Here is a 22576-nt window from a genome sequence, read left to right as displayed (position 1 = left end):
TAAGCACGGATATCCCGAGCCCAAGAACGGAGAGCCAGCATGGAAATCAATGAGAATGCCCCGGGCAACATTTCACAGCAGGCTGTTACGCGCGGCACGGACAACGAGACAGGGCACGACCCGAAGCGTGATGAGGATAAGATCCCGCTGCCGCCGGACGACGATGCACCCCTTGAGGAGGATATGTCTGATGTGGACGCTGCCGATTCAGTGGCGAGCGAGCACCCTGACAACTGAGGTGTTTCAGATCAACGAACCCGGCCGGGGTGTCGCAGGTGGCTGGGAATCCGAAGGCGGCTGTAAAGCCGCCTTCTGGGCGATGGCTACCGGGCGTTCAGCCCGTCGAGAAACTCGGTGTGTTGCAACGTCCTGGAAAACATCGGCAGCGTGAAGCGTTCTGCGGCCTGTTGTTGTTCGTCGGTGAAGGTCGCGGTGCAATCGATCAGGGTCACCACGTTATAGCCCTTCTCATAACCTGATCGTACCGTGCCTTCGACACAGCAATTGGTCAGGAAGCCCGCCACCACCAGGGTCTGGATGCCGTTGTTGCGCAGCACCAGGTCCAGGCCCGTGGTGGCGAAACCGTCCAGCCCGCGCTTGCCCTCCACGAGGATGTCGCCGTCTTCCCGGGTAATCGCCTCGCTGATGTCGGCACCCCAACTGCCGGTGCGAAAGGCGCTGCCATCGGCAACGCCCTTGAGAATCCCGTAGTCGCGGGTGGTCAGCTCCGGGTAGCCCTCGGCGAACTGGATCGGCAGGTGGATGATCTTCACGCCGAGCGCGCGCGCCTGTTCAACCGTGGTGGCGGTGTTCGCGAGCATATTGGACGTGTGCATGACGTCTTTGACGGCGTCATGGAACACGCCGCCTTGGGTGGTGAAATCGTTCTGGTATTCGATCAGGACCAGGGCGGTGGTGTGTGGGTTCATGTCGGGTCTCCGATAAGTGGGTCGAGCAACAAGCGTAGAACAGCAGGCAGGGTTGAGTGGGGCGGCAGTCAAACACAAAACTATGGCTCGGAACGCCGCATCCGTTCACAGACCGCGAGCAAAGCGGGCACTTTGATACTATGCTCATTGCCAATGCGAGCCATCTACGGGTTTCAATGTTCGGCCGCCAAGGGCACCGACCCTGGCAAAATCATTGACGTTGGCCAGCAGCCTTGTATCGGCAAGACAGCCGGTGGGCGGGCTTCAGGCGTTTTCAACGGCTCACGCAACAACCCGCACGCGGCATACAGGGAAACGTTCAATGCCTGCCTCAAACCTCACCTGCTCGAAAATCTCCAATGTAGGGGCCAACGGCTCCAACCAGAACACGCCGTCGATCCAGGCTGTAAGCCGGTACGGGTGGATGACTGTTGGTAAATGCCAAGCACGATGGAGAACAGCATGAACACCCAGTCGATCCACAAGACCTTGGGGCGCTTCGCCGGCTGCGTGGCGGGGCTGGCGATAGTTGCCGCCAATCCGGCCCAGGCTGCCGCCGACGGCATCGCCAGCGGCCCTACCGCGAGCTACAGCATTGCCTTCAGCAATTCCTACGCAGGTAGCGATTTTCGCAAGGTGATGGTGCGCAACTGGCAGGAAATTGCGCTCCAGGCGCAAAAGGAGGGCTTGATCCGTGAGGCTCCCGTCGTCAGCGCCAATAACTCGGCTTCGGAACAGGCGGCTCATATCCAGGACATGATCGTCAAGGGCGTCGATGCCATCGTGATCCTCGCTGCCTCCGACACGGCCCTCAACGGGGTGATCCGCGATGCCTGCAACGCCGGCATCGTGGTGGTCGTCATGGCCAGCCTGGTCACCGAGCCCTGTGTCTATACCGTGGATTACAACTGGTCCGCCATGGGCCGTGTGGAAATGGACTACATCGCCGAGCGCCTGAAGGGCAACGGGACATTACTGGAGATCCGCGGCATCGCTGGCGATGCCACGGATAAAAACATCAGCGATGGCATTCGCAAGGCCGCCAGCGACTATCCGGGCCTGAAATTCGTCAAGACCGTATACGGGAACTGGACGGCTTCTGTCGCCCGCACGGAAGTCACGCTGGCGCTGCCGTCGCTGCCCACCATTGATGCCGTGGCTACCCAGGGTGGCGACGGATATGGTGCGGCCATGGCGTTCAAGGCGGCGGGTCGCCCTTTACCGATCATCGTGATGGGGAACCGTCAGGACGAACTTGCCCTGTGGAAACAGGAACGCGATGCCAATGGCTACGAGACCGTCTCTGTCTCTGCCTCCCCGAGCGTCTCCCAGATGGGGTTCTGGGTGGCCCAGCAGATACTGGCGGGCAAGCAGGTGCCGAAGTTCGTCGAAGTGCCGCTGGTACGTATTGATGCCAAAGACCTGGACGCCTGGCTTGCCACTATGCCGGTGGGCGGTGCCGCCAATCCGTTCTACGGCCAGGCTTCCGTTGCGGCGATGATCGATGCGGCCATCAACCATACGGCGCCGCCGGCGCCTTTGCCGGAGGTGACGAAACAGTAGCGGCGGGCTAGGAGGCGAGGCCCCATGTTGACATTCAAATCAGCCACGGCCAGGCCTATTGCCGTCAGGATCGGCCTGGCGGTTGCCGCACTGGTGTTGCTGATGCTGGCGGTATCGCTCGTGAACCTCTACGGCCTGCGAGGCATGGTTCGTGCGGTGGATTCCGCCAGCCATTCCGCGGAAATTCTGGCCTCGGTCAACGGGGCTACCGGGCGGGTGGAAAACTTCATTGCCACCCGCGACCAGGACAGCGTGTCCCAGGCCGAAGGCTTGGTCGCGACGGCTATCAACGGCCTTAACGCCATCCCGGCGGCAGAGGCGCAATCGCTCAAGGGCAGCCTGGATAGGCTCGCTGCGGCGATCGCGTCCTTGCGGGTGGCGACGCTGACCATGGATGGCGAAACCGAGAATATGACCGCCCATTACGCTCGGATGCGAGAGGCGACGGCCCTCGTTGAACAGGGCATCGCCGCTGGGCTGAAGGGCCTGGACTCCCGCGCCGCCGACCACCAGGCGCGGGTGAGCAACGCCCAGAGCGCCCATCGCATCCTGGATATCCTGCGCAACGGCGAACGTATCATTACCGCCAATGTGGCCCAGGTGCTGGTGACCGGTGATGGTGCGGCCGCCACTGCGGCGCGCAACGCCTGTGCGGCGCTGCCGCCTGTGGTCGAGCAATTGCGTGAGTTAATGGGGGCGCCGCAACAGGTGGAGACCCTGGAACAGTTGGCGACGGCGGTGGCAGCAGCCAGCCTGGCGCTCGAGCAGCTTGGCGAGGCTCCCAGGCTCCGGGGCGGCGAGGCTTTGCGGCATCTGGGGGCTGTTGGAGGCGTGGCAGAGCGCCTTGAAGTCATGTTGGCTGAAGTGGACGAGCACATTGCCCATGACGCCAGTGACATTCAGGCCGCCATCGGTTTGCTGCAAAACGCCGCCGCGTTGTCCAAGCGTTTCGCCGAACGTGTTGCCACCCTGGAGGCGCAAACCTTGTCGTTTCGCCTGGCGCCGTCGGCCGAGGTCGCCAGTTCTGTAGGCGTGATCCTCGATGAACTCTCCCGTCTCGCCCGGGTTCTGCCTTCGTCTGTGGGGCAGCAGGCCAGCGCTACGCCCCTGACGGTCAGCGATCAGATTGCTGGCTACCGGGCGGCATTTGCCGGGTTCCATCAGGCGAGCAACGCCTTGGGCGACGCGCGCGACCAGGTTCGTATCGAGGCACGCAGCGCTGGCCTGTTGGTTGCGCGCTTCGCAGGCGAAGCGCGTTCAGACGCCTTGGTCCACAAGGATCGCGGCATGCTGGCGACAATAGTCGCTGGCGCCGTCGCCATCCTGCTGGCCGGAGCCATCGCCTGGAGCACCTCGCGGTTTGTCGCGCAGCCCATCGTCGCCCTGGCTTCGGTCATGCGCCGGCTGGCTGCCGGTGACTTGACCGCCGAAATCGCCAGTGCTGGACGCGGCGATGAGATTGGGATCATGACTCGCGCCGTCCGGGTGTTCCAGGAGAATGCCTTGCGCATCCGGGTGCTGGAGGCCGAGGCCGAAGGCGAAAGACAGCAGGTGCAGGCCTCTCTGGAGAGAATGGTCGCCGAGCGGACCGACACGCTGCACCGACAGACCGAGGTGCTGGAGGCGCAGGCGGTTGCACTTATTCAGGCGCGCAACCAGGCCGAGACGGCCAACCAGGCAAAGAGTGATTTCGTCGCCACGGTCAGCCACGAACTGCGCACCCCTTTGACCCTTATTCTCGCCCCGTTGGAGCAGCTCTCGGTGGCGATCACGCCGCCGGCGGACTGGCGCGTGCAAATCGAGCGCGCACAACGAAACGCACTGCGCCTGATGAACCGCGTGAACGATATCCTTGACTTCTCCAAGGCCGAAGCAGGCAAGTTTGAGCTGTGTCCGGCGCCCGTTGATTTGAACAAGGCGGTGGGTGTGCTGGCCGAGGACGCCGCCATGGTGGCCAAGGGCAAAGGCTGCACGTTGACCTGCAGCATCGATCCTGCCCTCGGCACCGTGTTCCTGGACCCCCGACACTTTGAGAAGATTCTGCTCAACCTGGTGAGTAATGCCATCAAGTTCACCCCTGCTGGCGGTACGGTGCATCTGGCAGTCACTGCGCTTGATGACGAGCGATTTGAGCTCGCGGTGCAAGACTCGGGCATTGGCATCGCGCCTGACAAATTACCCCTGCTGTTCCAGCGTTTTTCCCAGATCGACAATTCCGCCACGCGGCATTACAGCGGTACAGGCATCGGCCTGGCCCTGGTCAAGGATCTGGTCGAACTGATGGGGGGCGAAGTCAGCGTCAACAGTGAGCCTGGAAAGGGGTCGTGCTTCCTTGTTCGATTTCCTCGAGGAACCGAGCAAAACACGGTGCCGACCGAAGCCGGTCATCTGCATGAGGGATCGTCATCCACCGCAATGATCACAACCGAGCAGCGCCACTTGCTGTTCGACGACGGCCGCCGTGGCAGTAGCAACGACCAGGCGTCCATGGGCGATGCAGACAACGAGCAGCACCCGGAACGCACCTCGCAGTCCAGGGTCCTGGTGGTCGATGACAGCCCGGAAATGCTTGGCTACCTCAGCGAGCTTTTGCGCGACGACTACAGCGTCGTCACCGCCGCTGATGGAGAGCAGGCCTGGGCCATGCTGCAGCGTCAACCGATCAATGTCGTTCTCTCGGATGTGATGATGCCGGAGCTTGACGGCTTTGGCCTGACCGCCAGAATCAAGGCGAGCGCCGGTTTTGCCCATCTGCCCGTCATCCTGTTGACCGCCCGCGGCGGCAGCGAGGCTTGCATCTCCGGGCTGGAGAGTGGCGCCGATGACTATATCGCCAAACCTTTCTCGCCATTGGAGCTCAAGGCTCGCGTACGCGCGGCGCTACGCATGAGCCAGGTGCAATCCGAACTGAATGCGAAATCCCGTCAGGCGGGCATGGCCGAGATCGCCACGACGGTGCTGCACAATGTCGGCAACGTCCTCAACAGCGTGAACGTTTCGGCCGAGTTGGTCAGCAGCCAGATGCGCACCTCCAAGGCCCAGGGCCTGGGCAAGGTGGCGCAGATGATGAACGAACACATCCATGAGCTGAGCGATTTTCTCACCCAGGACCAGAGGGGAAAGATGCTGCCCGACTACCTGCTCAAGCTGGCGCAGGCGGTGGCGGCAGAGCAGCAGGGCATCATCGAAGAGCTCGAGCAACTCACCAAAGGCATTGACCACATCAAGACCATTGTCGCTGCCCAGCAGTCCTATGCCGTTGCCGTCAGTGTCGTCGAGACAATACCGGTCTCGGAATTAATCGATGATGCCTGGCGCATGAGTGCCGGCTCACGGATGAATCAGGAGGTGACGGTGGTCAAGGACATTGCCGACTTGCCACTGCTGTCGCTGGACCGGCACCGGGTGCTGCTGATTCTGGTAAACCTGATCAAAAACGCCAGGCAGGCGTTGGACGGCGTGGTCGATCGCAGCCCGTGCATCACGTTCAGCGCCTCCCTTATCGGTGACGGAGCAGTCTTGCGTATCACGGTGGCCGACAATGGCAACGGGATTACGCCAGAGCACCTGACGCGTATCTTTTCCCATGGCTTCACGACTCGCAAAGACGGTCACGGTTTCGGCCTGCACAGCTGCGCGCTCGCTGCACAGGAAATGGGTGGCAGCTTGACCGTGCACAGCGACGGGGAAGGGCAGGGCGCAACCTTCATCCTCGAGATCCCTCTTGATGCGCAGCAGAGTAAGCGATGAGTATCGAACAAGCGCCCTATGGGCTGGGCCGTGGATAAAGCCCTATCAGGTTCGATTTTCAAGCCAGCTGTGCGCTCCCACTCAGTTCGAATCTCGGGGGCCGGTCTTATCAGCAACCGTCATTTTTCCGTGCTGGTCGTTTTCGCGTCATTTGACGCCTCTTTTTGAAAGCGCAGCAGGGTATCGTGATACGTTTTTCTTCGACGATGGTCCGTGTCATAGCCGCCGTTAGCGGCGACAGTGCCGGCTTGAATATGGTCCAGATAACTGAACAATCTTCGTGCTGACAGAAAGCTGATCGCATAACCCAGCTTGACCATCTTGTCTTGTAGAGCGTATCCCGGTACCCGGTTATCCATCATGAAGCGCAAGTTATGTTGTTTAATTACATCGCAGTTCCATAAGGTGCAAAAACTTTTCAAGTGGGTTTCTCTGAAAGGCTTGGGGTTTTTAGAGGGTAGCCCCACGTAACGCATGAGCGTTCGGTAGTGGTACTTCATCAGTCGAGTACCGAACCGCCAGGCAGTTCTTAAAAAACCGCGATTGATCTGTTCTGTACAACCGACTGCCACTGTACGCGGCGTTGCAGTACTTTGGCTCATCATCATGCTGAACACATCGGTATCAAATACAAATGTGTCCGTATGAAGCAGGAATAAGTACGGAGTTTCAATGTATCCCAAAATCAGATCAAGGGCTTTACCATGCGCGATGTATCCGGCCTCTCGAGGGTGGGGAATCCGCTCTACCAAGTTGATCCAGTCAAGTGTCCGCAGGTAGTGGGTGCTTTCATCGGCGGAACCGTTATCCACTACCCAGACCGGAACTTGATGGTATATAGCGTAGTCGCGTAGCAATCCTAAGCAAAGGCGTGTCATGTGCAGCGTTTTATAATTAACCAGGGCGATACTGTACGAGGCATGTTTTGCCGAATGAGCGTTGTCGTCAGGCATTAGTCAAACACTCCAGAATGATATATCGGTAGTGCGTCGTTTTCGACTGGGCCGGCAGGCTTGATGGTGCGCCATCACCTCATGAGTGGCCGGGGGCAGGAGAGGCGCATCAGCCAAGCTTAATAGGTTGCTCTGTTTGGTAGCGTTAATTTATGGTTAAGGTGGGTAAATAACAGAGTGGGAAGTAACTCGGAGTGCTCGTGGTATTTACCATTACCTTACCGACTTCTGACATTTTTCAGGCTGGCTACGTCGTAAGCTTGTTCGTGATAGTGCGCAGTAGTGCTGGCACTGCGTAACCGATAAAAGTGGAGATGGTTATGTTGAGTAAACAATTCGCCAATGGCCCGTGTGCGTCTCGGCAGCTGGAAATATCTGGCTTGCACCAAGACAGTCTTCAGGATCAATTACGTAAGCTCCTCGGTCATGGTTTTAATCTGGTGTTATTTTGCAGCAGCGGCCAATATGGTGGTCGATACTGCCATGTGCAAATACACCATGACAAAAGTGGGATGGAGCTTGAGTTGCATGGCGTATTCGACGAACGCTTCGTGCATGAGGCGTGCCTGGCCATAGAGGAAATAAAGAAGCAAGTGCGCTTGGCGATAGGGCCACTTCGAGGTATACCAGCACCTGCTCGGAGAAAAGCACATACAGCCCGTTATTGACGAATTACACGGGCTGGCGAAGTTACGCCGCACACGCCAACGGCGGAGCAATCAACGGTCCCAATAGCGCACTGGTCATGGGCTGACTGCACGTCAAGTCAATCATTGGTGCTTTCTTCATCCCTGAGTTGCCGACTCATGGCATCGCAGCTCTGCGACCACGAGGTCAGCCATTCCGGCATCTCTGGCGACCGTTCGGGCAGTCCCAGTTCTCGAACAAACTCGCTTGGCGGAACAATACCTTTCGCTGAACGGAATAGACCTCGCATTACGACAACGCCGATCACTCTGCCTTTACTCACAAATCGATGCTCCATGAAGCTCCACTTGTCGTCCCAGCCAAGCATCCTTGTGTGGATTTCAAACGCTTCAAACAGTCTAAGCTCGCGACGAAATTTACCCCAAGTATCTCCGACGATGGGCAGCGCCTTTGCTCTAATAGCTACTCGATAGGCGCCACTGCGCAAAACGAAATCCATGCGTCCGACATCGGCCAGGGTGAAATATCGGCCGTTGGTGACATGTCGATTGAAGTCGAGGTCCAGTGGCCAGACGCGCATTCGGATAACGGTCGAATCCAGCGCTTTTGCCGGTTTGCGCCAAGGTCGACGAAGCAGCATGAGGAGAAGTCGAAACCAGAGATTCATACAGACGCCGATAGTTGAATGATTGGCGTACTTTAAAGTGCTGAGGGCTGAGCCAGGTAGGTCCCTAAATGACTTAATTCTGCGCAAAAGTACATTCCGATCACTCATTCTATGGTTTAAGTCTTTCGAGCGGGTTTCGCAGGCGCCAGTTTCACAAGCATTTCGATCAAATCACGCCCGTGCCCAATCCGCCGCTCTTTGAACATTATTCTCGCTATCGTGATGCTCTCCCTGGGCCAGAATTCATGAAGACGAGGAAACGCTCGGAAGTACCGAGTCGGGATGTTTCCCGGAAATAACGCTAGTGAATCTCGCGGCTTCGTGAGCATCAACAGTTGTTCATCCGCACAGGCCGGGATAGGGAAGGCGACTTCGCTGGACGGTTACGCACAGTCATTTCGTTTACCTCAGGTAAACGCCGCCCTCCAGTGAGTGGTTGGTGGCAATTTGATATGGTTTGGGGTTGAATGCTGCACTCATCCACATGGATTTGGAGGCTGGTATGTCGAAGGCGCGCGCGTTGCGATTATTCGGATTGGCTCTGATGATCACTCTCACCAGTGGTTGCATCTGCTACACCGAAAAAGCAGCGGAAGGGCTACCGGATTCTGACGTTGCGCGTATCGGTCTAACTGACAAGTCACTGTTCATTGCCACCATTGATGGCCGTAAAACCAATTTCGCGCTTGCTACCCAAACAGTATATCGACTCACTGCCGGTAGACATCGACTGGAACTCAGGCATTGGGCGGGCACCACCGTTTCTCTGGATCGAAAGTTCCGTGACGTTAATCTTGTCGCTGGCCGCACATACAAGCTCACAACCGCCCCGAGTAATACTTGGTGGGACATGATCATTGTCGACACGAGCACTGGGGCGCGAGTAGATGAGTACGTCCCGTCCAAGTAATCGCCAGGCTGCTGCGTCCGGTAAGGTTCAGGATTAAAGCCAGCAATGCTGATGTATTTGCCAAATGTCCAGCCGCTACTGCAAACGTGTTTTCGCTCATTTGACCTCCAGGTCATAAGTGCGCCGATATTGGCACTCCCCCATTCCTTGGGCTGCGGGCGAGGGGCTGGAGAAATCCATAAATTCAAAGACCAAGATCCATCCCTAGCAACTCGCCTTTGAGCCTGATCGGGCTACTACAATCAGGATTGTTCTCTCTAGCCGATAGGTAGTGGGCTAACTCATTTCCTAATTCGGCTGACCGTAAAGGATCTTCGTTTTCTAAAGGTGCTATGAGATCCATAATTTCTTGCAGATTCGAAAGTCGATGAGCGAAACGTTCGTTGCCCTTGAGAGCGTTTATCCGTTCCGCTGAAAGAGATAGGCGCATGCCCTCGCGGTCCTTGAAATCTTCAATTTCTAACATGATCGCGTAGCGCAGCCCACGGATCCACTGATGATCTTTGGCGGGTGCTACAGAGAATTGTCTTATCTTGTCACCTATTGCCATGGCTTCCTCATGCGCTCGATAAATTAGTGTGGCGCAACGCTATCATTTCGTAATGGACGTAGTTACTGGCATTCCATACACACTGGATGCCTGGCCAGGAAGATTGTAGATTCAGCCCTAAAGGATGATGCAAACCCGTGGAGTGGATTTTTTGCGCAAACTGATTGTTGTGCTTATGCTCGGTTTTCCGTGCAGTTTTCCCGCAATCGCTGGTGATGGCAGGGCGGTCAAGGTTTCGGCCTTTGGAGTAATTGTTTCATCGAGCCTAGCTGTGACTCTTTTCCCCGTTACGCTTACCGAAGACAGTCAAGAAAGTAGCCGCAATAGTTCAAAGAGAGGCGACACAAAGATAGTTGCCGCTCGCAATGATGCTGCAGCTTTCGTCGCGAGTGATGGAGTTATTAGAGGCGCGAGCCTGGAAGCTGCATTCGAGCGTTTGCGTACTCAGAATGAGGCGGGCACGGCCAGCGACATCGAGCTTGCTGAAGCAGTTTTGGTTTACGAATTGCGCTAGAAAAATAGGCTTTCGACCACTGGTAGCCGGCTCGCGCCGGGCTTTGTGCATCTGGCCCGTCAAATGCTCGCCCAGCGCTACTAATTCCCGAGGCAATACATGACAGTAGAGCAAACGACCGTCTGGTTAACGGCTACGCCAAGAACCACCCACCCGAGCGCCTGCAGGATTGGGGTGATGGGCGTTTTGGGCTTCTCGCTCACGATTGCAAAGCCTGCGCCAATTAAGGCTCCAGGGAAGCTGAAGAAGTAACCCAGCCAAGCCATGGAATCAGCGTTCCTACCAGAAAACCAGAAGGCGAAAACACTCAAATACAGGGCCAACGCTATAGCTATTCCGCCCACTGATTCTCGGGAGGCCTTGCACGCCAGAGCCAGAGCAAGCACGGCTGCTTGCGGTAACCAGAGGTATGTAAAATTACCCAGGAAATACTCGTTTTTAGGGCTTATGTAGACGGCAACGGCTAGGCCCAGAGCAATACCTACTACTGCTATTGATATACCGGTAGATCTTGCTGCGTCCTTTTCTGCTGAACTCATTCCTCGTGACCTTTGTGACGTGCCGAAGGTGCAAAACGCCATGACCGAGTTGCAATGTCATCCCGTTTTACGAGCTTGCGGTCAGTGAGCGTCTTTTATCACGTTGAAGTTCAATAACAGAGGTGGCGGCAAGCCATGCAAAAGAAAGCATCCAAACGTAAAATCCGTAGCTGTAGCTTGTGATGCTTATCCTTCCGGCGCCATCGTTCCAGATGCTGGTGTAGGAGAACGAGGTTAGGCCCATCGCGATTGCTATGATTGAGCAAATCAGCGACTTTCTTGCATTCCTGTATAGATACGCCGGTATGAACGCGATGTTTGCAAGCCACGCGATGCCTCCGTCCATGACCGCAAGAATACCTGACAGCAAAATATGCCAGCCATATGAGTATGGGCTTACGTCGAAAACCTCATGATGCTCGTTTGTAGCCGGCAGCATCAGGCTCAGGCCGTAAAGCGCGAGAGCGAAGTCTTTCAACTCAAACTGGAGTGGGCGGATTTTCATCGGCAATCCGTTTTTTTCACGGTATGAAAGAGCTCGGCGGGCCGGGCCCTGGGTCAGTCGAGCACCGGCCGCAAGAAGGTTCTCTCGTAGCTGACGATGAATCGCTTCTCTGTTGCCAGCGCGAATGTGCTGACACATTCCGGATCAGTCTCTGATTCTTTGCGATAGCGCTCATAATCCGAAAGGCTCGGAAAGCTGAAAAGGCAATAGGCGACGTTATTGGCGCCCTCGGCAGGAAGGAAATAACCGTGGTGGGTGCCCCCCATTCGGTTGACTATGCCAATCCATAGTCTCGAATAGTTTTCAAAGGTGGGGATTTGATAGGGGTCAATCTGATACTTCAGATGGCAGGTGATCACGCGAGTCGTCCTTGTCCAGTTTGAATGAGCAGCTTACTGGACATCCATGTGATTGGTAAAACTCGACTGGATGCTAAGTTTTTGCGCAGTTGTATAAAGGGAATTGCGGTGCAGGGTCTAAAATTGCGGAGCCAAAAAGATAAGGGCCTGCATGAAGTTCATCATGCAAGCCCTTGATATATATGGTGCCCGAACCCGGAATCGAACCGGGACGCCCTTACGAGCGGGGGATTTTAAGTCCCATGCGTCTACCAGTTTCGCCATTCGGGCGGTAGCGCGTTGTTACAGGGTTGGGAATATATAGATCCAGGCGCTTCGACGCAAGGTCGGTCTGCCGCTTTCTTGCATGGACGGCGCCTGAAAAAGCTTGGCAGATCAGTGATCTACATCGGCTTTAACAGGCGAACCGGATGATTCCTACAGTACGGGAACAAGCGGTATAAATGACAGTCATAGCGATATGCCATCTAGGCAATCTGGAAAGGAATCAGTTGATGCTCAGTGTTCGCAGGCGCTATTGGATGGTTATTGCAGGTGTCGTGGGACTGTTGGCCGGTACGGCACAGGCTGGGAGTGCGGTGAAGTGGGGGGATTTCAGCGCGTCAGGCGGTGATCGGTTGACGGGGACTTCGCTGGAGGCGGGCAATCAGTATGTGTTGAAGGCGTCGAGCATTTCGGTGGGGGATATTGAACAGCTGCAGGCTGCGCAGAAACGTACCGAGAGTGAGGTGCAAGGCCTGAAAGGCAAGCTGGAGGGGCAGGACCGCGCGTTCGATGAGTTCAAGCGCAGGGACGGTTCGAGCGCCAGTTCCAGTGACAGCCAGTTGGCGAGCCTCAAGCGCACGGTCGAGGATCAGAACAGCACGATCGAACGGCAGAAAAGCGATATCGAAGGTTTGAAGCGCAGCCTGGATGATCTCAAGCGCAGCGTGGATACCTTGAGCAGCAAGGTCAAGTAGCCTGGCCGCATGCGACATGCGGTCGGTCATGAGCCTGGATGCGGGTGTAAGGTAGGGCGTGCAACGCTGGGAAATCTCAGGAAAGCGAGGTGACTATGAGCGCTCCACTGCTGAAGAAGCTGCATCTGAATGGGTACGACATCGTGCAGGTCAATTTCGGGCCATGGCGGGTGTGTACGCCCCAGGATCGGCTGGCGTCCTTCAATTCCCGTGAACAGGCACTGGCGTATGCCGCCACGTTGCCGGGTTACCAGGCACGCAACAGGCCGGTGTCCAATGATGATTGATTGAAAACGAAGCCCCGGTTTGTCCGGGGCTTCTGCGTTTCTGCTTATACGAAAGGCTGTGCGCCGAAGCCGCGGGGCAGGCGCTGTCGCCCTGGCAGATCGGTCAGGCGCTGCGTCCAGGCACTGCGCCAGTCGGTGCTGGTGTGGGTCTTGGCCTGGCGCGAAGCACGGCGTGCGGCGTTGCGCTGGTTGCGGCGCGCTTCCTTGTAGGCATCGGTGTTGCGGCAGGTGCGGCACTTACCTGAGGTTACGACCCCCATGGGCGCAGCAGCGTTCGGTTTTGCCCCTGGACCTGTTCAACACCCCCGCCTCGGCGCTACCCTGCCATGCCACTGATCATGAAAAGGAGTGTGTGATGAGCGTCGAGACCCTGCCCCTGGAAGGCAGTTGCCGTTGTAACCGGGTGCGCTTCAGCGTGAGCCAGGCGCCGGTGATTACCATGGCGTGCCACTGCACCGGCTGCCAGAAGATGACCGCCAGTGCGTTCTCCCTCAGTGCACTGATTCCCGCCAGCGCGTTCACGGTGACCCAGGGCTGCCCGGTGGTCGGCGGCCTGCACGGGGTCGATCGTCACTATTGCTGCCCGCACTGCATGAGCTGGCTGTTTACCCGCCCCCATGGCATCGATGAGTTCGTCAACGTGCGTGCGACGCTGTTGGATAATGCTGCGGAGTACGTGCCCTTTATGGAAACCTGGACCCGCGAAAAACTGGCCTGGGCTACCACGCCGGCAGTCGAAAGCTTCGAGCAGTTGCCGCAACCCGAGGACTTTGCACGGTTGCTGCAGGCCTATGCCGAATTCAGCGCTCGCTGAGTTCAGTCAATCAAGGCGAGCAGGTCCGTATCGCCCACGTCCTGCCCGGTCTGGGTCAGCAGCGTGGTGACCTGGCCTCGATGGTGGGTCTGGTGATTGAAAAAATGCACCAGCAGGGCGCCGAATGTCTTGCTGGCCGCCGCGCCGCGCATGTTGTGGTAGTGCAGGCGATGGTCGAGGTCGGGTTCGCGCAGGGTGTGCACCCAATCGATGATCAATTGGTCCAGCCAACGCCGCCGGGCGGCGAGTTCACCCAGGTCGGCGAACGCCAGTTGCTTGAGGTCCGACGGCGCGGCGATGCTGTTCAGCGGCGCCAGCGTCGCGTAGCCGGCGGGGTGCAGGGCAAAGCGTTTGAGCCAGACGGTGTCGCCCAACGTGAGATGGTTGAGCGTGCCGAAGACCGAGCCGAAAAACGCTTGGCGGTCCACGCGCAACTCATCGTCCGTAAGCCTGGCAGCCGCGTCATAGACCTTGCGGTTCATCCACTGGTTGTAGGTCGCCAGCAGCGTCATTTGTTCGATACGGTCCACGTGCTTTACCCCTCGTTGGAATGGTGCCGCCATCATAAGGCAATTACCTGGACGACCCGCCACGGCAACTGCACCGGGAGCAGCAGGCCAGGCCTAAAACCTGAGCGTCGCACCGGTGGTCAGCCATTGATTGCGTTCACCGCCCAGGTCGCGCCCGAGCACCAGGTCGACGTCGACAAACTCCCCGAAGTGCAGGCGCGGCCCTGCTTGCCAGGCCTGGTCACCGCCTTCCTGGCCGTAACGTTCAGCGATCAACGTGAGGGCATCCATCAGTTGATACTCGACGCCGGTGCCCCAGCTCAGGCGCTGGGTTTGCTCGCCGTCGTTGTAGGCATGGGCCCAGCCGGCATTCAGGTTCAAGCGCAGGGGCGCCAGCGGTTGCCAGGTCAAGGGGAGGGTGAAGTCGGCGCCGTCGAACCCGTGTCGTCGATCAAGGGCAAGATGCGCCCCGGCGGAGATCGCCATTTCCAGCCCCAGGTCTTGCCGTGACAGCACCTGCGCCTTGAGTTGCGGACTCACCTGGGTCTCGCCCCGGCCTGCGCTGTCGGCCCGTGACAGCGCCGCGCCCCACTGCACCGAAGGCAGTACGCTGAACGTGCACGCGGGAGACAGCGTTGCCGTGTGCGTGTTGCCGGCGTGCCGGTCGGCGCTGTACCAGGCGTCGAGATTGCAGGCACCCGGTGCGTTGATTGCGCCGTCATCGACCACATAGGCGCCACCGGCGGCATGGGCCTTGGACACCAGGGCAATTAACAGGATCGAACCCAGGGTGATACCGATAAACAGCAGGTTGCGCCGCAGCGCCCGCTGTTTTGCCGGCGGCAACAGCAGCAGGGTCTGGCGCGCGCCGCGATAGTGCCGCGCACGGTATTTGGCAAACCCGTCCGGGCGCTTCGGGGTGTGTTTGTTGTGCATGATGCACCTCGCTTGAATGTCAGTTCTCTACGGTCAGCACCGAAATGCCGCTGGCCCTGGCCTGGCAGACCAGCTCCGACGTGTCGTCACCACCTGGCAGCGCGATGACCACGTCCGCGCGGCTGTCGGTCAGCATGAAATGGTTGCGCTGGCGCTCCGCCTGCTTGCCGTGGCGTTGCCAGTTGGGCGGGTAGCGCACCACGTCGATGCCGAGTTCCCGCGCCCAGTCCTCGATGGCGCTGCCGAGGAACTGGTTGCCGCCGTGAATCAGCACCTGCACGGGGCGCAGGCGGTGGTAAGCGTCCAGCACTTGGCGGGACTTTTTGCAGTCGGCGTAATGACGACCGGCACAGATCAAGACGCGCATGATCCTATTCCTTGTAATGCACGGTGGCGGCCGGGCGACCGCCACCGTTTAAACGGCGGGGGAACTCAGTACCACTGCTTGAAGCGGCGGATGTAGAGGGTTTTCATCAGTTGGGCCACGCAGCAATAGCTGAGCAGCGTGCCGACCAGCCACGGGAAGTACGCCAGCGGTAGCGGTTGCAGGCCCACCAGGGTGCCCAGGGGCGAGAACGGTACGTAGATGCCCAGCGCAATCACCACGCCGGTCATCATCAGCACCGGCCATGCCGCCGTGCTCTGGAAGAACGGAATCTTGCGGGTGCGCAGCATGTGCACCACCAGGGTTTGCGAGAGCAGGCCCTCGATAAACCAGCCGGACTGGAACAGGGTCTGCATTTCCACGCTGTTGGCGGCGAACACGTACCACATCAGGGCAAAGGTGGTGATGTCGAAGATCGACGAGGTCGGCCCGATCCAGATCATGAAGCGGCCGATGTTCCTGGCGTCCCACTTGCGCGGTTTGGCCAGGTACTCCTTGTCCATCTTGTCCCACGGCAGGGCCAGTTGGGAGATGTCGTACATCAGGTTCTGCAGCAGCAGGTGAATCGACAGCATCGGCAGGAACGGGATGAATGCACTGGCCACCAGCACCGAAAACACGTTGCCGAAGTTGGAACTGGCGGTCATGTTCAGGTACTTCATGATATTGCCGAAGGTTTCGCGGCCTTTGAGCACGCCTTCTTCCAGCACCATCAGGCTCTTTTCGAGCAGGATGATGTCGGCCGATTCCTTGGCGATGTCCGTGCCGCTGTCCACCGAGATACCCACGTCGGCATCCCGCAATGCCGGTGCGTCGTTGATGCCGTCGCCGAGGAAGCCGACGGTGTGGCCGTTGGCTTGCAGGGCCTTGAGCACCCGGGATTTCTGCAGCGGCGTGAGCTTGGCAAATACCGTGCGCTCCTCCACATGGCGCGCCAGGGTGGCGTCGTCCATAAGCTCGATCTCCACCCCCAACAGCGGCCGGCCTGGTTCGAGGCCGACCTGGCGGCAGATCTTGCTGGTGACCACGGCGTTGTCGCCGGTGAGGACTTTGACCGTCACGCCGATCTGCTGCAGGGCTGCAATCGCCGGGCCGGCGGTTTCCTTGGGCGGATCGAGGAAGGTCAGGAAGCCCTGGATCACCAGGTTGCGCTCATCGGCGGTGGTGTACTGCTGGCGGGCCAGGGCCTTTGGAATGTTGCGCGTGGCCACCACCAGCACGCGGAAGCCGTCTTCGTTGTAGTCATTGGCGATCGCCAGCAACTCCTCGCGGCGGTGCTCATCCAGAGGCACTGCACTGCCGGCCTCCATCACGTGGGTGGCAATGTCCAGCATCTCCTCGACGGCGCCTTTGCACACCAGCAGATGGTCGTGGACAGCGTCCTTGACCACGATGGAGAGGCGACGGCGCACAAAGTCGAACGGCAATTCATCGACCTTGCTGTAGGCAAACGGCAGCTGGAACCTCGGGTTCTGCTCCGAGAACTGCACCACGGCCTGGTCCATCAGGTTTTTCATGCCGCTCTGGTGGTAGCTGTTGAGCCAGGCCAGGGACAGCACCGCATCATCGCGCTGGCCGAAGGCGTTGAGGTGATGCTCGAGGATGATCTTGTCCTGGGTCAGGGTGCCGGTCTTGTCGGTGCACAGCACGTCCATCGAGCCGAAGTTCTGGATCGCGTTGAGGCGCTTGACCACTACTTTGCGCTTGGCCATCGCCGTGGCGCCCTTGGCCAGGTTGGCGCTGACGATCATCGGCAGCATTTCCGGGGTCAGGCCCACGGCAACCGCCAGGGCGAACAGGAACGCATCGCCCCAGTCACCCTTGGAGAAGCCGTTGAGGAAGAACACGATCGGTACCATCACCAGCATGAAGCGGATCAGCAGCCAGCTGACGCTGTTCACCCCGCGATCGAATGCGGTCTGTACCCGGGAGCCGACAATCGCCTTGGCCAGGGAGCCAAAGTAGGTGCGCGGCCCGGTCGCCACCACCACAGCTTTGGCGCGGCCGCTGACCACATTGGTGCCCATGAAGCAGATGTTCGGCAGGTCCAGCAGGTTGCCCTGGTCGGCGGCGACCGGCCCGGCGGATTTTTGCGTGACGTCGCCGAGGGTGTCGTACTTCTCCACCGGCAAGGCTTCGCCGGTGAGCACCGCCTGGCTGATAAACAGGTCCCGGGACTCGATCAGGCGGATGTCGGCAGGGATCATGTCACCGGCAGACAACTGCACGATATCGCCGGCCACCAACTCGCGCATCGGCACTTCGCGCAGGGTGGGCTGGCTGCCCACTTGCTCACGGCGCAGCACCGTGGCAGTGGTGCGGACCATGGCTTTCAAGGCTTCGGCGGACTTGGTCGAACGGTGCTCCTGCCAGAAGCGCAGCAGGCTGCTGAGCAGGACCATGGTCATGATGATGACGACCTTGGTGGGATCGGCTTCTTCACCGTCCTGCATCGGCAGCCAGCAGTCGGTGAAAAAGCTGATGCCGCCCAGGGTCAGCAACACGTAGATGAACGGGTTGTTCAGGGCCTGCAGGAATTGCACGATGGCGTGAGGCGGTTTGTCATGGGCCACTTCGTTGTGGCCTTCCCGTTGCAGTCGGGCAGTGGCGTCCAGTTCGGTCAGGCCATCCTGGGTGGCGCGTACGTTGGCCAGGGTGGCCGACAGGCCGTTGTGGGCTTCGCGGGCGGCACGCATCGACAGTTTGGTGTCGCTGGCGGTGCCGGTTTTTTTCTGCAGTGGCGTGTTTTTTACGGCGCTCATTGTCTGTGCTCCTGTCGCCAATTCTCGACAAAACATACCCGGTACTTGCCTGAATACAGGCGAGCGAAAGCATGCCGAGTCGCTGACTTCGCGATCGGTTTAAATAAGGTGCTTGGATAACTTTTACTGGCGCGTTAGTTATAAGGTGCGCAGCGAACTACAACTGGAAAGTTTCATAAGGAACTCCAGGGACTTAATCAGGAAGTTATTGTTTCAGCGGATTGAACGGCGCGGGCGCTCAGCACTATCCCAGGCTGAAAAGCGGCGGTCTCTGCGGGTCTTTGGGGGAGGGGGCAACGCAGGGCGTGCGTCGTGGCAGAAAAACCACGCGGGCATGGCAACGCTTGGCTCGCAAGGCTGCGGCCAGTGTGGGTGCATCGGGCAAAGCAAGGGTTGGGAAGGTCATAACACACCTCGGGACCGGACGGGCGACCGGCGAGGCAGTTACGGCGGAGCATCAAGCTCCAGCGCAGCTTACCGGACCGGGGAGGCGAGTCCTGTCATGTTCTGGATTGGGCGCCCGACGCCCGCCAGGGCGGTGCTCGGACAGCGACTGGATACTGTGTCCATTGGCTTCTTTTGTGAGGGTTAAAAAAGGCCCCAGTTGCGGGCAGGGGCAATCTACTCAGGCAGTTACAAAATGTCAACGCATGATTAATTAAATAGCCCGGTGTTCAGAGTTCATTCAGACAAGAGGCACTCGAAAGTTACCCGATATATAACTTCATACGCCCTGTGCGGCGAGAACGGCCAGATAGATCAGCACTAAACCGCAGGCGCCATAACTGATGCGTTGCCACATGGGCGATGCATTCTTGCGCAGCAGGTTCACCAGTGCGGCGATCAGAAAGCATGACAGCACCGAAGCCAGCATGAAGCCGGCGAAAAACATCAGCGTCTGCCCATGGCTGGGCGTAGCGCCGACGATGCCTGACAGCGCGCTGCCCAGCGCCCCCCAGTAGACGATGTTTTTCGGGTTGGCCAGGGAAATCGCCGCGCCCACGGCCAGCGCATTTTGTCGGGTGCTGGCCGGTGCATCATCGGCTTCGGGCAAGTGCCAGGCGTCGATCAGGCTGCGTACGCCCAGCCACGCCAGGTACAGCGCGCAGATGATCGTCAGCGGCACGCGCACGGCGTCATGCTGGATCAGCAGTGCGATGCCGGTGAGGCCGATCACTGCCCACACGGCATCGCCTACCAGCGAGCCAAACTGCACCAGCAAGGCGGGTGTGAAACCGTGGAGCAAGCCACGGCGCAACGTCTCCGCCAGCACCGCACCGGGGGAGAGGCAAAACACAAAGCCGAATACCAGTGCGTAAAAAAAGATCGTCAGCATGCCCGCGTCCTTTCAGGAAAGTGCGAGAGCATACGCTGGCAGAGGGCTGGGAATCCATATCGCCGCAGCGGATTCATCCAGCCGTCAGGAGGTGGCCATTTCCAGCAGCGCTATGCGCTCGAGTTCGACCTTGAGCTCGCCAGGGCTGAGGCGGGCAAAGGGCAGGGCGAAAAACGCCCGGCAACGGCTGGCGATGGTCTCCAGCGTGGCATCGAATGCCGCCTGGATGCTGGCCTGGTCACCTTGAACCTCCGAGGGATCTGCCAAGCCCCAATGCGCCTTCACCGCCGGCCCGAAATACACCGGGCAGGCTTCGCCCGCCGCCTTGTCGCAGACGGTGATGACCACATCCGGCGGGCTGTCTTCAAATGCGTCATTGCCCTTGCTGTACAAGCCTTCGGTGCGGATACCCGCCGCCTGCAAGGTGCTCAGGCTGCGCGGCAGGACCTGGCCCTTAGGGAAACTGCCGGAGCTGACCGCGGCAAAACCCTGCGGGGCCAGGTGGTTGAACATCGCTTCGGACAAGATGCTGCGACAGCTGTTGGCGGTGCACATGAACAGGACTTTCATTGCGGTTTCTCCGTTAGATGCTCAGGCGCAACGCGAGGGCGGCGAGGGTGATCAGCAGCACCGGCAAGGTCAGCACAATCCCGACCTTGAAGTAGTAGCCCCAGGTGATGGTGATGCCTTTGCGCGCCAGGATATGCAGCCACAACAGGGTGGCCAGGCTGCCGATGGGGGTGATTTTCGGGCCCAGGTCGCTGCCGATCACGTTGGCGTAGATCATCGCGTCCTTGACCACGCCCACGGCATGGCTGGATTCGATGGACAGCGCACCGATCAATACCGTCGGCAGGTTGTTCATCGCCGAGGACAACAAGGCCGTCAGCACGCCGGTGCCCATGGCCGCACCCCATACGCCGTAAGTGGCAAAGGTATCGAGCCAGGTCGCCAGGTAGGTGGTGAGGCCGGCGTTACGCAAGCCGTAGACCACCAAGTACATCCCCAGGGAAAAGATCACGATCTGCCACGGGGCTTCCTTCAGCACCTTGCGCGTGGAGATCTTGTGGCCCTTGGCGGCGATCACCAGCAGGAGCACGGCGCACACTGCGGAAATCGCGCTGATGGGAATGCCCAGGGGTTCCAGGGCAAAGCAACCGATCAGCAGGATGCCGAGCACCCACCAGCCGGCGCGGAAGGTGGCGCGGTCGTGGATCGCGCTGGCGGGGTCTGCCAGGTCGGCGGGGTCGTAGGCCTGGGGAATATCGCGGCGGAAGAACCACAGCAGCACCGCCAGGGTGGCGGCGACACTGACGACGTTGACCGGCACCATGACCGCGGCATATTCGTTGAAGCCGATCTTGAAATAGTCCGCCGAGACGATATTCACCAGGTTCGACACCACCAGCGGCAGGCTCGCCGTGTCGGCGATAAACCCCGCGCCCATCACAAAGGCCAGGGTCGCCGCCGGCGAAAAGCGCAGCGCCAGCAGCATCGACATCACGATGGGCGTGAGGATCAGCGCCGCGCCGTCGTTGGCAAACAGCGCCGACACCAGGGCGCCGAGCAGCACCATATAGGCAAACAAGCGCCGGCCACGCCCGCGCCCCCAGCGCGCCACATGCAGTGCCGTCCAGGCAAAGAACCCGGCTTCGTCCAGCAGCAGGCTGATGATGATCAGTGCGACAAACGTCCCGGTGGCATTCCAGATGATGTGCCAGACCGCCGGGATATCCGCCAGGCTGATCACGCCACAGGCCAGGGCCAGGATCGCGCCCATCGTGGCGCTCCAGCCCACTCCGAGCCCCTTGGGCTGCCAGATGACCAAGACGATGGTGAAAATAAAAATGGCGACTGCGACAAGCATGAATTAACGCTCCGGTGGCTCAGCAGCAGGTGCTGGCTCGTTGTGGTCTGTCGCCCATTGCATCCAGACGCTGTGCGTCGCTGTGCAACCATGGCTGGTTGGCTTGCAGGGTGATGTCCAGCACCTGGTTCACCCAATCGGGCAGTGCCGGGTTGACGCGGTAGTAGATCCATTGGCCCTGGCGACGATCCAGCAGCACACCGCAACTGCGCAGTTGCGCCAGGTGGCGGGAGATTTTTGGCTGGCTGTCGTCCAAGGCATGGATCAGTTCGCAGACGCAAAGTTCGCCTTCACGCTGAATCAATAGCGTCAGGCGCGCCCGAGTGGCGTCGGCCAGGCATTTGAACAGGGTGGGCGGTGTAAGGGGATCCGACATGACCATTGCCTATATACATATGGAAATTCGAATATACGTATGTCCATATGTTTCGGTCAAATCCTGTTTCAATTGATATGGATCAAACCTCGGGAAAACTGCCACAAGTGATTGAAATTAAAATGAAACACGAATGTCCTAAAGTGCCTCCCCATTGCTGATGAAGGAAGACCCGCGTGACCCGTGCCACTCGCAACCTGCGCAAAACCCTGGATTCCGTCGCGGAAAATAACGAAACCGCGGCATTCGACCTGATGCGTGCCGTTGAAAAACTCGGCGATGAAGTGCTGCGCCAGCGCTTGCTCAACACCATTCACCGGCTCAACCAGGACGCTCACGAACTGCGTGAAGCGCGGGATTCGGTGGAGCAGGTGTCGGTCAGGCTCGCCTGAGCAAGATCGTTCAAGACAAGCTCCATCTTGCGCTGGCATGCTTGTGGACTGTCTGTCGATGAGCCG

General features: G+C 59.0%; 25 protein-coding genes, 1 tRNA gene and 3 pseudogenes. 12 read left to right on the top strand and 17 right to left on the bottom strand.

The genetic code is table 11. The annotated features are described in order from the left end of the window. The first annotated feature begins 39 nt into the window (after positions 1-39). Positions 40-237: a hypothetical protein gene (locus F6S08_RS24780; RefSeq protein WP_027606646.1), complete on the top strand. Its 198-nt coding sequence runs from the start codon at positions 40-42 to the stop codon at positions 235-237. Between the two features lie 86 nt (positions 238-323). Here the strand turns inward: F6S08_RS24780 and F6S08_RS24775 are convergent, their stop codons facing one another. Continuing rightward, positions 324-929, bottom strand: coding sequence for a cysteine hydrolase (locus F6S08_RS24775; RefSeq protein WP_065927458.1), 606 nt, complete (start codon positions 927-929; stop codon positions 324-326). Between the two features lie 462 nt (positions 930-1391). On the opposite strand from F6S08_RS24775, the gene F6S08_RS24770 reads away from it, so the two are divergent. The 4 genes and pseudogenes from F6S08_RS24770 (at position 1392) to F6S08_RS31565 (ending at position 6242) form a co-directional block, all read left to right on the top strand. Next, entirely contained in the window at positions 1392-2492 is a 1101-nt protein-coding gene (locus F6S08_RS24770; protein WP_315872457.1) for an ABC transporter substrate-binding protein, read from the top strand. Between the two features lie 24 nt (positions 2493-2516). Next, positions 2517-4829 (top strand): annotated as a pseudogene (locus tag F6S08_RS31575) (ATP-binding protein); the annotation flags it as partial. Between the two features lie 78 nt (positions 4830-4907). Then, positions 4908-5378: pseudogene (locus F6S08_RS31570) on the top strand (response regulator transcription factor); the annotation flags it as partial. After that, positions 5379-6242, top strand: a complete 864-nt coding sequence (locus F6S08_RS31565; protein ID WP_409999776.1) for a sensor histidine kinase — start codon at positions 5379-5381, stop codon at positions 6240-6242. Between the two features lie 119 nt (positions 6243-6361). On the opposite strand, the gene F6S08_RS24760 is transcribed toward F6S08_RS31565, so the two are convergent. After that, positions 6362-7195, bottom strand: coding sequence for a glycosyltransferase family 2 protein (locus F6S08_RS24760; RefSeq protein WP_137212285.1), 834 nt, complete (start codon positions 7193-7195; stop codon positions 6362-6364). 320 nt (positions 7196-7515) lie between these two features. On the opposite strand from F6S08_RS24760, the gene F6S08_RS24755 reads away from it, so the two are divergent. After that, complete coding sequence (locus F6S08_RS24755) at positions 7516-7863, top strand: hypothetical protein (protein WP_137212286.1); 348 nt, start codon at positions 7516-7518, stop codon at positions 7861-7863. Positions 7864-7961: 98 nt separating this feature from the next. On the opposite strand, the gene F6S08_RS24750 is transcribed toward F6S08_RS24755, so the two are convergent. Next, positions 7962-8510 (bottom strand): thioesterase family protein, encoded by a 549-nt coding sequence (locus tag F6S08_RS24750; protein ID WP_065946955.1) that lies wholly within the window; start codon positions 8508-8510, stop codon positions 7962-7964. A 502-nt stretch (positions 8511-9012) separates the two neighbouring features. Between F6S08_RS24750 and F6S08_RS24745 the strand changes: the two genes are divergently transcribed. Continuing rightward, complete coding sequence (locus F6S08_RS24745; RefSeq protein ID WP_074846838.1) at positions 9013-9420, top strand: hypothetical protein; 408 nt, start codon at positions 9013-9015, stop codon at positions 9418-9420. 184 nt (positions 9421-9604) lie between these two features. Here the strand turns inward: F6S08_RS24745 and F6S08_RS24740 are convergent, their stop codons facing one another. Beyond that, positions 9605-9970, bottom strand: coding sequence for a hypothetical protein (locus F6S08_RS24740; protein ID WP_074846837.1), 366 nt, complete (start codon positions 9968-9970; stop codon positions 9605-9607). A 151-nt stretch (positions 9971-10121) separates the two neighbouring features. Between F6S08_RS24740 and F6S08_RS24735 the strand changes: the two genes are divergently transcribed. After that, on the top strand, positions 10122-10484 hold the full coding sequence (locus F6S08_RS24735; protein WP_315872455.1) for a DUF2388 domain-containing protein: 363 nt from the start codon (positions 10122-10124) through the stop codon (positions 10482-10484). Positions 10485-10564: 80 nt separating this feature from the next. On the opposite strand, the gene F6S08_RS24730 is transcribed toward F6S08_RS24735, so the two are convergent. The 4 genes from F6S08_RS24730 to F6S08_RS24715 form a co-directional block, all read right to left on the bottom strand. After that, the gene (locus tag F6S08_RS24730; RefSeq protein WP_315872454.1) at positions 10565-11023 is read right to left on the bottom strand and encodes a hypothetical protein; all 459 of its coding nucleotides are present in this window, start codon (positions 11021-11023) and stop codon (positions 10565-10567) included. A 67-nt stretch (positions 11024-11090) separates the two neighbouring features. Further along, positions 11091-11528: a hypothetical protein gene (locus F6S08_RS24725; protein ID WP_074846836.1), complete on the bottom strand. Its 438-nt coding sequence runs from the start codon at positions 11526-11528 to the stop codon at positions 11091-11093. A 53-nt stretch (positions 11529-11581) separates the two neighbouring features. After that, a complete protein-coding gene (locus F6S08_RS24720) occupies positions 11582-11887 on the bottom strand; it encodes an NIPSNAP family protein (RefSeq protein ID WP_315872453.1) in 306 nt (101 codons plus the stop codon). 183 nt (positions 11888-12070) lie between these two features. Then, positions 12071-12157 (bottom strand) — tRNA-Leu (locus tag F6S08_RS24715). 251 nt (positions 12158-12408) lie between these two features. Here F6S08_RS24715 and F6S08_RS24710 point away from each other — a divergent pair. Further along, a complete protein-coding gene (locus F6S08_RS24710; protein WP_235865590.1) occupies positions 12409-12846 on the top strand; it encodes a hypothetical protein in 438 nt (145 codons plus the stop codon). 95 nt (positions 12847-12941) lie between these two features. Beyond that, a complete protein-coding gene (locus F6S08_RS24705; protein WP_027606617.1) occupies positions 12942-13133 on the top strand; it encodes a hypothetical protein in 192 nt (63 codons plus the stop codon). A gap of 44 nt (positions 13134-13177) precedes the next feature. Here F6S08_RS24705 and F6S08_RS24700 read toward each other — a convergent pair. Further along, positions 13178-13372 (bottom strand): annotated as a pseudogene (locus F6S08_RS24700) (hypothetical protein); the annotation flags it as partial. A gap of 116 nt (positions 13373-13488) precedes the next feature. On the opposite strand from F6S08_RS24700, the gene F6S08_RS24695 reads away from it, so the two are divergent. Continuing rightward, positions 13489-13947, top strand: coding sequence for a GFA family protein (locus tag F6S08_RS24695; protein ID WP_065927465.1), 459 nt, complete (start codon positions 13489-13491; stop codon positions 13945-13947). A 2-nt stretch (positions 13948-13949) separates the two neighbouring features. Here F6S08_RS24695 and F6S08_RS24690 read toward each other — a convergent pair whose 3' ends face one another. From F6S08_RS24690 to F6S08_RS24655, 8 genes are all read right to left on the bottom strand, one after another. Then, entirely contained in the window at positions 13950-14477 is a 528-nt protein-coding gene (locus F6S08_RS24690) for a DinB family protein (RefSeq protein WP_315872452.1), read from the bottom strand. A 93-nt stretch (positions 14478-14570) separates the two neighbouring features. Beyond that, positions 14571-15392, bottom strand: a complete 822-nt coding sequence (locus F6S08_RS24685; RefSeq protein WP_315872451.1) for a hypothetical protein — start codon at positions 15390-15392, stop codon at positions 14571-14573. Between the two features lie 19 nt (positions 15393-15411). Further along, the gene (locus tag F6S08_RS24680) at positions 15412-15759 is read right to left on the bottom strand and encodes a DUF2493 domain-containing protein (protein ID WP_065927468.1); all 348 of its coding nucleotides are present in this window, start codon (positions 15757-15759) and stop codon (positions 15412-15414) included. A 65-nt stretch (positions 15760-15824) separates the two neighbouring features. Further along, positions 15825-18539 carry a magnesium-translocating P-type ATPase gene (gene mgtA, locus F6S08_RS24675; protein ID WP_137212292.1) on the bottom strand — a complete coding sequence of 905 codons (2715 nt, stop codon included), beginning with the start codon at positions 18537-18539 and terminating at the stop codon, positions 15825-15827. A gap of 724 nt (positions 18540-19263) precedes the next feature. After that, positions 19264-19875: a LysE family transporter gene (locus F6S08_RS24670; RefSeq protein ID WP_027606610.1), complete on the bottom strand. Its 612-nt coding sequence runs from the start codon at positions 19873-19875 to the stop codon at positions 19264-19266. An 84-nt stretch (positions 19876-19959) separates the two neighbouring features. Next, positions 19960-20445, bottom strand: coding sequence for an arsenate reductase ArsC (locus F6S08_RS24665; RefSeq protein ID WP_065946958.1), 486 nt, complete (start codon positions 20443-20445; stop codon positions 19960-19962). Between the two features lie 13 nt (positions 20446-20458). Further along, complete coding sequence (locus F6S08_RS24660; RefSeq protein ID WP_065927471.1) at positions 20459-21742, bottom strand: arsenic transporter; 1284 nt, start codon at positions 21740-21742, stop codon at positions 20459-20461. A gap of 19 nt (positions 21743-21761) precedes the next feature. Next, on the bottom strand, positions 21762-22118 hold the full coding sequence (locus F6S08_RS24655; RefSeq protein ID WP_065927472.1) for a metalloregulator ArsR/SmtB family transcription factor: 357 nt from the start codon (positions 22116-22118) through the stop codon (positions 21762-21764). 176 nt (positions 22119-22294) lie between these two features. On the opposite strand from F6S08_RS24655, the gene F6S08_RS24650 reads away from it, so the two are divergent. Continuing rightward, on the top strand, positions 22295-22510 hold the full coding sequence (locus tag F6S08_RS24650) for a hypothetical protein (protein ID WP_025856028.1): 216 nt from the start codon (positions 22295-22297) through the stop codon (positions 22508-22510). Positions 22511-22576 lie beyond the last annotated feature (66 nt).

It is taken from the genome of Pseudomonas sp. JV449, from assembly GCF_032424295.1.
GTDB classification, from domain to species: Bacteria; Pseudomonadota; Gammaproteobacteria; order Pseudomonadales; family Pseudomonadaceae; genus Aquipseudomonas; species Aquipseudomonas marginalis.
This window is presented reverse-complemented; position numbering and strand designations above follow the sequence as displayed.

Bases quoted from the DNA above. Each gene is read 5' to 3' on its own strand.
- F6S08_RS31565 (WP_409999776.1), top strand. From the start codon at position 5,379: ATGAGCCAGGTGCAATCCGAACTGAATGCGAAATCCCGTCAGGCGGGC.
- F6S08_RS24695 (WP_065927465.1), top strand. From the start codon at position 13,489: ATGAGCGTCGAGACCCTGCCCCTGGAAGGCAGTTGCCGTTGTAACCGG.
- F6S08_RS24710 (WP_235865590.1), top strand. From the start codon at position 12,409: ATGGTTATTGCAGGTGTCGTGGGACTGTTGGCCGGTACGGCACAGGCT.
- F6S08_RS24770 (WP_315872457.1), top strand. From the start codon at position 1,392: ATGAACACCCAGTCGATCCACAAGACCTTGGGGCGCTTCGCCGGCTGC.
- F6S08_RS24655 (WP_065927472.1), bottom strand. From the start codon at position 22,118: ATGTCGGATCCCCTTACACCGCCCACCCTGTTCAAATGCCTGGCCGAC.
- mgtA (WP_137212292.1), bottom strand. From the start codon at position 18,539: ATGAGCGCCGTAAAAAACACGCCACTGCAGAAAAAAACCGGCACCGCC.
- F6S08_RS24760 (WP_137212285.1), bottom strand. From the start codon at position 7,195: ATGCCTGACGACAACGCTCATTCGGCAAAACATGCCTCGTACAGTATC.
- F6S08_RS24680 (WP_065927468.1), bottom strand. From the start codon at position 15,759: ATGCGCGTCTTGATCTGTGCCGGTCGTCATTACGCCGACTGCAAAAAG.
- F6S08_RS24740 (WP_074846837.1), bottom strand. From the start codon at position 9,970: ATGGCAATAGGTGACAAGATAAGACAATTCTCTGTAGCACCCGCCAAA.
- F6S08_RS24660 (WP_065927471.1), bottom strand. From the start codon at position 21,742: ATGCTTGTCGCAGTCGCCATTTTTATTTTCACCATCGTCTTGGTCATC.
- F6S08_RS24670 (WP_027606610.1), bottom strand. From the start codon at position 19,875: ATGCTGACGATCTTTTTTTACGCACTGGTATTCGGCTTTGTGTTTTGC.
- F6S08_RS24750 (WP_065946955.1), bottom strand. From the start codon at position 8,510: ATGAATCTCTGGTTTCGACTTCTCCTCATGCTGCTTCGTCGACCTTGG.
- F6S08_RS24685 (WP_315872451.1), bottom strand. From the start codon at position 15,392: ATGCACAACAAACACACCCCGAAGCGCCCGGACGGGTTTGCCAAATAC.
- F6S08_RS24775 (WP_065927458.1), bottom strand. From the start codon at position 929: ATGAACCCACACACCACCGCCCTGGTCCTGATCGAATACCAGAACGAT.
- F6S08_RS24780 (WP_027606646.1), top strand. From the start codon at position 40: ATGGAAATCAATGAGAATGCCCCGGGCAACATTTCACAGCAGGCTGTT.
- F6S08_RS24730 (WP_315872454.1), bottom strand. From the start codon at position 11,023: ATGAGTTCAGCAGAAAAGGACGCAGCAAGATCTACCGGTATATCAATA.
- F6S08_RS24665 (WP_065946958.1), bottom strand. From the start codon at position 20,445: ATGAAAGTCCTGTTCATGTGCACCGCCAACAGCTGTCGCAGCATCTTG.
- F6S08_RS24755 (WP_137212286.1), top strand. From the start codon at position 7,516: ATGTTGAGTAAACAATTCGCCAATGGCCCGTGTGCGTCTCGGCAGCTG.
- F6S08_RS24705 (WP_027606617.1), top strand. From the start codon at position 12,942: ATGAGCGCTCCACTGCTGAAGAAGCTGCATCTGAATGGGTACGACATC.
- F6S08_RS24725 (WP_074846836.1), bottom strand. From the start codon at position 11,528: ATGAAAATCCGCCCACTCCAGTTTGAGTTGAAAGACTTCGCTCTCGCG.
- F6S08_RS24745 (WP_074846838.1), top strand. From the start codon at position 9,013: ATGTCGAAGGCGCGCGCGTTGCGATTATTCGGATTGGCTCTGATGATC.